The sequence below is a fragment of the Methylomonas koyamae genome, from assembly GCF_019669905.1.
Taxonomy (GTDB): domain Bacteria; phylum Pseudomonadota; class Gammaproteobacteria; order Methylococcales; family Methylomonadaceae; genus Methylomonas; species Methylomonas koyamae.
Genome location: NZ_AP019777.1, coordinates 1642495 through 1653174, shown reverse-complemented (window position 1 = coordinate 1653174; position 10680 = coordinate 1642495). Strand labels below are relative to the sequence as shown.

General features: G+C 57.3%; 7 protein-coding genes. 2 read left to right on the top strand and 5 right to left on the bottom strand.

The genetic code is table 11. The features are described 5' to 3' along the window. Positions 1-248 precede the first annotated feature (248 nt). The 5 genes from MKFW12EY_RS07925 to MKFW12EY_RS07905 all read right to left on the bottom strand — a co-directional run bounded on the left by MKFW12EY_RS07925 (position 249) and on the right by MKFW12EY_RS07905 (position 5466). Positions 249-1445, bottom strand: a complete 1197-nt coding sequence (locus tag MKFW12EY_RS07925) for an iron-containing alcohol dehydrogenase (protein WP_221054313.1) — start codon at positions 1443-1445, stop codon at positions 249-251. A gap of 2 nt (positions 1446-1447) precedes the next feature. Next, entirely contained in the window at positions 1448-1744 is a 297-nt protein-coding gene (locus MKFW12EY_RS07920) for an antibiotic biosynthesis monooxygenase (protein WP_221054312.1), read from the bottom strand. A gap of 264 nt (positions 1745-2008) precedes the next feature. Beyond that, positions 2009-2743, bottom strand: a complete 735-nt coding sequence (locus MKFW12EY_RS07915; RefSeq protein ID WP_054761158.1) for a hypothetical protein — start codon at positions 2741-2743, stop codon at positions 2009-2011. Positions 2744-2933: 190 nt separating this feature from the next. After that, complete coding sequence (locus MKFW12EY_RS07910; protein ID WP_221054311.1) at positions 2934-3650, bottom strand: DUF2490 domain-containing protein; 717 nt, start codon at positions 3648-3650, stop codon at positions 2934-2936. A gap of 169 nt (positions 3651-3819) precedes the next feature. Continuing rightward, the gene (locus tag MKFW12EY_RS07905; protein WP_054761156.1) at positions 3820-5466 is read right to left on the bottom strand and encodes a SulP family inorganic anion transporter; all 1647 of its coding nucleotides are present in this window, start codon (positions 5464-5466) and stop codon (positions 3820-3822) included. 640 nt (positions 5467-6106) lie between these two features. On the opposite strand from MKFW12EY_RS07905, the gene MKFW12EY_RS07900 reads away from it, so the two are divergent. Together MKFW12EY_RS07900 and MKFW12EY_RS07895 are read left to right on the top strand one after the other, a co-directional pair. Beyond that, positions 6107-8716, top strand: coding sequence for a YbcC family protein (locus tag MKFW12EY_RS07900; RefSeq protein WP_221054310.1), 2610 nt, complete (start codon positions 6107-6109; stop codon positions 8714-8716). Next, positions 8713-10599, top strand: coding sequence for a proton-conducting transporter transmembrane domain-containing protein (locus MKFW12EY_RS07895; RefSeq protein ID WP_221054309.1), 1887 nt, complete (start codon positions 8713-8715; stop codon positions 10597-10599). The genes MKFW12EY_RS07900 and MKFW12EY_RS07895 overlap by 4 nt, the downstream gene beginning before the upstream one ends. The last annotated feature ends 81 nt before the right edge of the window (positions 10600-10680 follow it).

The window sequence follows — 10680 nt, the reverse complement described above, 5'->3', positions numbered from 1 at the left end:
TCAATATCTTGTAAGTTTATGCCTACATCATACCACTCCGCTACTGACCGCAAGGGCAGATTAACCTGACAAATGTAACGGAATTTCGCCAGCTAGCGTTTGCTGAGTTTGTTCGAACCGAAGTAAATTGGCTATTACGGTGGCGACAGTATCTGCATAAGCGGCGCGCTCGCAACAATCACTAAACAAGCAGCTCATTCTGCCGAAGCTAAAAACCTAATCGCACACCGATATGTTTGGCAGACCAATCAAACCCGCCTCGCCAAAACCGCCTCAATCTCCGCATCCGTCAGCACGATAGGATTGGTTTGCATGCTGCTGCCGCGGGCATTGGCGACGATGTGGGGGAAGTCGGATTCGGCGATGCCGTAGGCACCGAGCCGCTCCAGTTGCAAGGTGTCGCTCCATTCGGCCAGCAGCGCGATCAAGGCATCGCGGGCTTGTTGGTCGTCCAGGCCGTTTTCGCCGCTTAGCAGGCGGCCAACCTGGGCGTATTTGGCCAGCGCCGGATTGGCCGGCTCGCGGGCTTGCATGGCGCGGATGTTGACTTCGGTGGCCGCGGCGACCAGTGTGCCGCAGACCACGCCGTGCGGGATCGGGAAGAAAGCGCCGAGCGGCGAAGCCAGGCCGTGTACCGAGCCCAGGCCGACTTGGGCCAGCGTGATGCCGGACAACAGCGCCGCGTAGGCCATCGCCGCCCTACCCTCGCCGGCATCCGGTTCCACGCCGCGCCAGGCCGCGAAAAAGCCGGATTTGACCGCCGCCATGCCGCTCCAGGCCAGCGCATCGGTGAACGGATTGGCCTTGGCCGAGACGTAGGATTCCAGCAATTGGGTCAACGCGTCCATGCCGTCGGCGGCGATCAATGCCGGCGAGCAAGTGGCCAGCAAGTCCGGGTCGAGGATGGCGTATTCCGGCACCAGGCATTCGTCGCGGAACGATTTTTTGAAGCCGTCCGGGCCTTGCACGCTGAGTACGGAGTTTTTGGTGGCTTCGCTGCCGGTGCCGGCGGTGGTCGGTACGGCGATGAACGGCGTGCTCGGGCCGCGATAGGTTTTGTTGCGGCCGACGCCTTCCAGATAATCCATCACCGAATCGCCGCTGGACAGCAAGCCGGCGATGGCCTTGGCCGCGTCCAATACGCTGCCGCCGCCGATGGCAACGACGACTTCGATGTTCTCGCTGCGGAATCGGCTGACCGTATCGTCGACCAATTGCGGCGACGGTTCGCCGGACACCGTGCAATGCCACCATTCAACGCCATGCCCGGCCAACGCATCAATAAAACTTTGCCAACGCGGCGTGCCGAAAAACGATTGCTTGCCGGTCACCAACAAGGCCTTGCGGCCGAAACCGGCGATCAAAGCCGGAGCTTCGTTTAAACGGCCGCGGCCGAACAAAATCCGCGGCAGGCGGGCGATGTAAAACGGTTTGAAACTTTGCATGCTCAAGCCTCCGGCAACAGAGCTTTGTAAGGTACGCCCTGGCGCGGCTGCGCCATCCAGTCGGCGACCGTGTCGCGCCAGGCCAGATAATGCGCGGTCTGCTTATGCGCCGCGGCATCTTCGGCCGTGGCGTAGACTTCGTACAACAGAAACTGGCTAGGATTATCCGGCACTTGCAGTACGTCGAAGCGGCGGTTGCCGGCCTCCTGCACCGAAGCCAGATGGTTCAGGCGGGTGGCGGCGATGAAGTCGTCGATGTGTTCGGGTTTGACGTGAACGTGGACTAACGTGACGTGCATAACGATTCCTGGGCAATGGATAAGTAAACCGCGGCGTTTTGTCCCCGCCCCGGCCCCGATACGGCCATAAGCTTGGCTCAGCACTCGAAAATATAGCTGAAACGCCTTTCAACTCTTTGGCCGGGACCTCGAACCGGGTGTCCGCCGGCGGCCATCGCGGCATGGTCTCGAACTCTGACGGCTAAAAATTCAGGTCCGGATACTTATCGGGTTGAAAAGCCGGCAGCATAGGCGAAGCCGGCAAAGCGATGCAAGCGGCGCCGGCTAAGATTTCAGCGGCGATTTCGGGTAAAACCACATCTGGTAGACGCTCATCAGGATCTGTACGCCCATCGACAAACCCATCAAGGCACCGCTGAGCACGACGACGTAAGCGAACTCGGAAATGTGTTTGGTGACGAACCAGGACAGTACGTCCATCAACATCGCGAAAAACGGGATGACGAGCGCCACCCGTTTGACGTAGATATTCATATCGCACAGCAAAAAGATTTTACCGATAAAAAACAGGATAAAGGCGATGCCGAATAAATGGATGTGCGACACCCGGACCAAGGCCGGTACCGAGGCGCCGCCTTTGTGGGCAACTTCGGCTACGCCGGCGTATTCGGTCAGGTTGGGCAGGCTGGGGTTGGCCACCGGGTTATGGCAATGGATACAATCCCGGTTCAGGATAGGCGCCACGGTTTGCTCGTAGGCCTGGCGTTCGGCACCGTCCTGTATCCATTTCAAAATCGTTTCCTTGTCGCTTTTGTACTTTAAGTTCGGCTCCATAATGCCGTTGATGGCCGCACCCAGCCTGGACTGGGTGGTCGAACCGTGATACATGATGACGATATCGTCTATCGACAAACCGCGTTTGCCGTCCCGCCCCTGGTGGGTGTAATACAAATTGACCAGCGCCATCAAGTAACCCAGGCCTATCGTCAACAGAAATACGGTATTCAAGATTTTTTCGCTGGTGGAAATATCCCGAAAGCGCAGGTAAGTTTTAGCCATAACAATCGCCGAACAAAAAAAAGGACCAGTCGCAATGCGTACCGGTCCAGGCAGGAGCCACGAGGTTCTAAGGAAGAAACAAACCGCGGCCGCCCCTGGGAGGAACGGCTACGGCATTCGTTAAGATGGAGTCGTACCGAAAAAGTTCAAGTTCTGTACAGAAAAAAATGCTTCACCCTCCGCCAAGCGTTCAGAAATTGACGAACAACGACGCCATGCCCAAATGGTGCATCTTGGCGTCGCGGTGGTTGGCATCGTCGAGGTATTGGTTTAAATAACCCAGTTCGGCCCGCACATTTTTGTCGAAATTCCAACCGATACCGCTGAAGGCCCGGTTTTGGTCGAAGCCGGATTTACCGCCCCAGTCGGTGCTATTGACCCGGTAAAACGCTTCGTCCCAGGCGATGAAGCTCAGCCGCGGTTCGAAATCGAACGGATGCATGAATTTGACCATCTGCCGCGGCCGTTCGCGGACTTGGTCGCCGCGCAGGAAATTGGTTTCCCACATGGTGCGGAAGGTGAAGGTGCCGATTTCGGTGGGCAGGATGTAGCGGAACGCCGGCCAAATATCCTGTTGCGCGATATAAGGCTTGCCGATGTTCTGCGTCGGCAGCCAAGTGTAACCGGCCCAAATTGTGGCCCGGTCGCTCAGCGAATAACCCACCGCGGAACGTACCATGCCCTGGTACCAATGGCCCCAGTTGCCATCGAAGCGCGATTGGCCTTCCAGCCAGACCCTGCCCTTTGCCAACGCCGGATCGACCGCTTTCAAGCTGCCTTCGCCGACGATTTGCAGCCAGGCGCCGGTGTCTTCGGCTAACTCGCCGCCATGCGCCGCTGCACCGGCGGCCGTGAAGGCGAACAACAGTATTTTTAAAACCTTACCTGAGTAGACAATGCGCGTCATCGCTGTGCTCCGAGATCGAGTTCCGGTTTTTGGCAGGCAAATCTCGGGCGTAACCAACCGATCCGGGGTCGGCTCGGGAGTATTGTCTGCGGTGATTATGGTTTGGCCCGGCGGGCCACTGATGCTCCGGAGCCGCCCCAAAAACAGGCGGCTCCGAAAGGTTAGCTCGTCAAACGCTGAGTTTACGGCGCGCCGCTAGATGGTGGTCGGAATAGCTGTGATGGTCGTCGAGGCCGACGATCTCGCATTTGCCGCCGGCGTGGCGATACTCTTCCGCGTAGTGGTGGATAAACTCCATCACGGTGTGGTCGATCAATTCGGCGTCGGTCAGATCGAAAAACAGATTTTCGCCTTGCGGGAAGTCGGCCAGCAAACTTTTCAAACTGATGAAGTTGGAAAACACCGCCGCACCGCTGACTGCGATATGGTAGGTGCGCGGATCGGTTTGCTTCACATGGTACGCCAACGAAAACACGTTGCCCGGTTTCAGGCCTCGGGTCATGTGGATCAGCAATTCGGCGACGATACCGATCGCGACGCCGACCAGCAAATCGGTCGCGATAACGCCGATGATGGTAATCACGAACACGACGAAATTATCCAACCCGACCGACAAGGTTTTAGCGAATTCTTTCGGCGACGCCAGCCGGAAACCGGTGAAAACCAGCAATGCCGCCAAAGAAGACAATGGAATTTCGTGAATTAAGCGTGGAAACAAGGCCACAAAGGTCAACAGCAGCAAACCGTGGAAAAAATTGGCCCAGCCGGTTTTGGCGCCGTTGTTGATATTGGCCGAGCTACGCACGATTTCGGCAATCATCGGCAAGCCGCCGACGGAACCGGCGATCAGGTTGCCGACGCCGACCGCGGCCAAGTCGCGATTCAGATTGGAGTTGCGTTTGTAAGGATCGAGTTTGTCCACCGCCGACGCGCTCAACAGGCTTTCCAGACTACCGACCAGCCAAATCGTCACGACCGCCACCCAGAACTCGGAGGTGGCGATTTTGGCAAAATCCGGAAAATAAAAACCGGACATGAAGTTCTCCGGCACCGCCACCAAAAAGGTCGGGCCTATCGTGTATTGGTGGTGCGGCAGGATTTCGGCTTCCGGTAAAAACAGGTATTGGTGGATATGGTCCAAATCGAAGTATTGGCCCAACGCCAAGCCAACCATGACCACCAGCAACGGCGCCGGGATCATTTTCAGAGTCGGTTGTTTGATCACGGACCAGACGATCAGCAACGCTAATCCGCACAGACCGATCAACGACACTTCCGGGTTCATCTCGATGATCGAATGCGGGATCTCGGCAATCGTGCCGAGCAGGGTTTTGGCTTCCGGCTTCACGCCCAGCAAGGTATGAACTTGCTTGGCCATGATGATAATGCCGATGGCCGCCAACATGCCGTGAACCACTGAACTGGGGAAAAAGGCGCTGAGTTTGCCGGCTTTGAACACGCCGAGCAGAATCTGCAATACGCTGGCGACGACGATCGCCGCCAAGGTGTAGCGGTAGCCGGCCATGGCGTCGCCCTGCCCCAACGACTGCACCGCATCGACGATGACCACGATCAAGCCGGCCGCCGGCCCGTTGATCGTCACATACGAACCGCTGATGCGGGAGACGACCACGCCGCCGACGATGGCGCTGATGATGCCGGACATCGGCGGAAAGCCCGACGCCATCGCGATGCCCAGACAGAGCGGTAACGCAATCAAAAACACCAGAAAACCGGAAAGCAAATCGCTACGCCAGTTTTCGACCAGGCCGGGAATACCGGTTTTCGGCAACACAAGCTGAGATACTTGGGACATAAATAGCGCTCGTTCGAGTTTGGAAAACCTGTTTCAAACAAGAACCATGCCACCCAATGCCAAACACTGCCAAACCCGCCGATTCTCCCGGCGCGAACCCGCTCAGATCGGCATCTGCAAACCTGAATGCCGCCCAGCGCGGCCGGGCAGTGGTTTATACAAACCCGTATTTTGGTTGAAATCCACCCGTACCCGACCGCAGTTGGGGCATCGGCGATCGCTTTGGCGCTGACACGCCGACTCGCTCGCAGTGCAACACCAAATTAGCTTCCCAATTGGTATCTCATTAAAACTCTCGGCGATCTAAACCATGCGCAAGCCGGCGAACCGAACCACGCCACCGGTAATTCCGCGCCGATTGGTTCAAATAAACCATCCACATCCGTTTTTTGCACCACCCGCAAGTCACTGTCAAATAAACACAATATAAATCAACCACCTATAAATGGCACACACCATGCTAGGCCTTAATCAGCATCCCCGCCTGGATTGGCTCGGTTGCGACCAAGCTCCGGTTTTCAGTTGCAGAGATTGGCCCGCGTCCGACCAATCCGGCCGGCTTGCAATTCATCGGCTACCGCCAGCAGGCTGAACTCTCCGGTAACCGTAGAAAGCTCTTTTGACCAACGAGGTTTAGTACATGGAACTGGTTAGCCATACCCATCATGCGGCGGAGCCGAACGACAGCCACTGCGACCGCCGAGATAGCGGTTTCGACCTGAATCGAGCGATCGACAGCGTTTCGCACTGGTTGCCGACGCAAGGCCCACTGAAAGACTTCATCCACCACAATACCTTACATGCGGTACAACACCTCCCGTTTCACGAAGGCGTCGCGTTGGCGGCGAAAATATTCGGCGCGCGCAGCTATTTGCCGCTATCGGATTACCAAAACCGCTACCGCGAAGGCCGTATTAGCGACCATGCCATCGACTGGGCTTTGCAACGTTCCGGCGTGAACGGCAGCCAACGCCAAGCGCTGCGCGACAGCCTATTTAGTGCAGACAAGCAAAGCCATTACCCGCCGATTTCGCTGGCCAACCACGGTGTCCGCACCCGTTGGCTGAGCCGCTTGGAAGTGGATTTGAATGCGCTGGTGCACCCGGTCCTGTTCCGTTTGCTGGCCAACTTCCTGGACCAGGGCATCAGCCGCTGGAGTTTGCCAAAAGCAGACGAGAGTTTTTGGGATTGCGTATTGCGCTTAACCCAGAACAGCCTGTTGCCGTTGTATCCGTTTCAAGAAAAAAACGTACGCGACCTGCTCACCCTCGGCCCGGATCAAGTCATTCTGCACTGTTTGCAACGCATGGTCGGCGTCGAAACTTGGTACGAACAGTACCTTCTGGAAATGCTGCTCGGCCATCCCGGCTGGTCCGGTATGGTCAGATTGATCGAGCTGAATCCGCAAACCTTGCTGGCCCGCCGCGACATTTCGTTGAAGCAATTGATCGCATTCGAACTGGCTTGCGAACTGGCATTCTTGCGGAAAAAACGCGGTGTCAATTTCAGCAATATTGCCGGGTTGAAACAATTGGACACGGTACCGCGCTTCAACGGCGGCGCGATGCGGACCCAGGTTCCGTTGCGGTTGAAAGTCTGGCACGAGGCCATGGAATGGTCACTGCACAGCGAATTGCTGCAAGCCATCAAACACCAGCCGGCGCCCGGCCCCAGCCAAACCGCCAAATCGCCCGTCCAAGCCCAGGCCCTGTTTTGCATCGACGACCGCGAATGTTCGTTACGCCGGCATCTGGAAGAAACCAATCCGGGGATTCAAACTTTCGGTGCCGTCGGTTTTTTCGGCATCGATTTCCTGTACCAGGGTCTGGACGACGTCTATCCGGTGGCACAATGCCCGACCGCGATTACGCCTAAGCATTTGATCGTCGAAGCGGCGGAAAACCAACCCGAAACCAAACCTAAAACCGGCAAGCTGTCCAGCCTGCATTTTACGGCGCATTCGATGCTGCGCGGCTGGCTGTTTACTCAGACCTTGGGTCTCGGTTACGCGGCGCGCCTGGCCTGGAACGTGTTCCGCCCCGGCGCCGGCCTGCTCAACATCGAACAGCTCAGCGAAGTCAAAGCCCATAGCCACTTGCACCTGCTGCGCGAGACCGACGAACCGACGCCGGAAGGCTATTTGCTGGGCTTTTCCTTTCCGGAAATGGCCGACCGGGTCGGCGGCCTGTTGCGCAATATCGGCTTGACCAAAGATTTCGCGCCGCTGGTTGTCATCGTCGCCCACGGTTCCAGCAGCGTGAACAATCCGCATTTCGCCGCTTACGATTGCGGGGCCTGCGCCGGCAAACCGGGAGCGCCGAATGCCCGCGCCTTCGCCTGGATGGCGAATCAACAACCGGTACGGGACATTCTGCGCGAACGCGGTATCGACATCCCGGCCGACACTTATTTCGTACCGGCGCTGCATAACACCAGCCGCGACGAAATCACTTATTTCGATCCGAATACTTATCTGCACCGCGACCACAAAGTGCTGCACGCCTTCAAGCACGACATGCACCATGCCCTGCTGCGCAACGCGCGCGAACGCTGCCGTTGGTTCGAGTTGGGCCCGCAATCGCATTCGAATAAGGAAGCGCATCAACACGTGGTGGCCCGCGCCTCGTCGATTTTCGAACCGCGCCCGGAATACAACCATTCCAACAACCTGTATTGCTTGGTTGGCCGCCGCGAACTGAGCCGGCACTTGTTTATGGACCGGCGCTCGTTTCTGCATTCCTACGCTCCGGATAGCGACACCAACGGCGAAATTCTGACCAAGATTCTGTCCGCGATCATTCCGGTGTGCGGCGGCATCAATCTGGAATACTTGTTTTCGCGGATAGACAATTCGGTTTACGGAGCCGGCACCAAGCTGCCGCATAACGTGATCGGCTTGCTGGGCGTCGCCAACGGCGTCGAAGGCGATTTGCGTACCGGCTTGCCGTCGCAGATGATCGAAGTCCACGAACCGGCCCGGCTACTGATGATTATCGAACAAGCCACCGGCACTGTGGATAAAGCCTTGGCCGCTATCGGCGGTTTGAGGGAATGGCTGGACGGCGAATGGATCCGGTTGGCCAGTTACGACCCCGCCAGCCGCGACATGAAGTTGTACACCAGACACGGCTGGGAAAGCATCGAACTGCCGGAGAGCGTGCAAACCCCGGCCGCTGCGCATTCGGAAAAAATCATCGTCGGTAAAACCGCGACGATTCCGGTACACCAATTGTTAGGGAGACACGCATGAACGGCTTAATATTGGCCTGTTTGTTCTTTCCGCTGCTCGGTATGCTGCTGATATTGTTGTTCGGCAGCAGCGAGCAGCGCATTTCCACGATCAGCCTGTGGACCAGCCGCGTGAAGGGCGCCAGCGTGCTGAGCCTGTTGATCGCCTGGGCGGTTGCCGGTTTTCCGGCTCACGAATTGGTTTGGTTCGATCTGTACGCGCAAGGCGGCTACCGCTTTCCGATTCTGTTTTATCTGGACCGGATCAGTGCGGTGTATTTATTCTGCGCCTGGCTGATTTTCTCGATTATCGTGCGTTATTGCCGGGTCTATCTGCACCGCGAAACCGGCTACAAGCGTTTCTTCCTGACGATCTTCGGTTTTGCGTTCGGCTTGAATCTGGTGATTCTGTCCGGTTCGATCGACATGCTGTTCGCCGGCTGGGAAATCGTCGGGGTTTCGTCGTTTTTGTTGATCGCCTTTTACCGGCACCGGCCGCAGCCGATCCGCAACGCCTTGCGCGCGTACAGCATTTACCGCTTCTGCGACGTCGGCTTGCTGCTTGGCGCCTGGATGAGCCATTTGCTGTTTCACGAGAGCCAGCATTTCAGCCAACTGGCCAATTTGTTCCAGCACGCCGCGATGCCGCCGGCCGGTTACGCGTCGCTGTTGGTGTTGTCCTGGCTGATCGTCATTGCCGCCTCCGGCAAATCGGCGCAATTCCCGTTCTGCTTCTGGTTACCGCGGGCGATGGAAGGACCGACGCCATCCAGTGCGATTTTTTACGGTGCGTTATCGATCCATTTGGGCGTGTTTCTGTTGTTACGCACCATGCCGATCTGGACCTACCATTACTTGCCGCGCACCATGGTGTTGGTGATCGGCTTGCTGACCGTGGTCATCGCCAATCTGTCGGAAAAAACCCAATCCAATATCAAAGGCCAAGTTGCCTACGCCTCGATCACCCAGGTCGGTTTTATGTTCATGGAATTGTCGCTGGGCTTGGAAACCTTGGTTCTGGTGCACTTCCTCGGCAACGCCTTCCTGCGTTGCTACCAATTGCTGGTATCGCCGTCTATCGTCGCCCATTTGCTGCGGGTGGAAGGCTCGGTCGATACCGACTTCGTCATCAAACCCAGCGCGATGCGCGAATTTCTGCCCAACTCCATCCGCGACACCTTGCCGGCGGTACTGCAAAACACGCTATACGTGTTCGCGTTGCAGGAAGGCAATCTGGAACGCTTGGTACGTTCGACCTTGTGGGACCCGCTGAAGCAAATCGGCGCCCGCATGAACCAGGTCAGACCTGCGATCAGGTATTTCAGCATCGTCGGTTTGCTCGGTTTGATCGTACTCGGCGAAAGCGAAGCGTGGTTCGATCGCGGCTATTTGTCTATCCCTATCTCCGTAGCAATGGTGGTAGCCTCGCTGAGCGCATTCAGCCAAAAACACAGTCCGTTCAAAGTCTGGAACGCGATCGCGACCAGTTGCAGCTTGGCCGGCATTGCGGTGTGGATGATGGATCCCGCGGTTTACGGCGACGTGCTGCTGTTCCTGAGCGGCGTGTTGCCGTCCTGGCTATTGGGGGTATTGGTATTGCGCCGAATGTTGGCGCAGGAAAACTTCGCCGAGGAGCCATTCCGCTACCGGGCCATGGCCGAAACCCGGCCGCGGGCTTCGCTGCTGCTGTTTCTGAGTTTTCTGGGTTTAGTCGGTTTCCCGATCACGCCGGCGTTTCTGGGCGCAGACCTGTTATTGGCCGACGCCACCCGGCTGCATCCTTGGTTTGCTCTGCCCATCACGCTGGCCTTCGTCGTCAACGGCATCGCCGCCGCCCGCGTCTTCGTCAGATTATGCATGGGCCGCCCCAGCGAGGTTTGCAGCCAGGCGCAAGAATCCGCCTAGTGACTTTATCGGCCAATCATGGCATTAATGTTGTGCCAGGCGCGCCATCGGCGCGCCATGAATCAATCGGCCATCAATTTG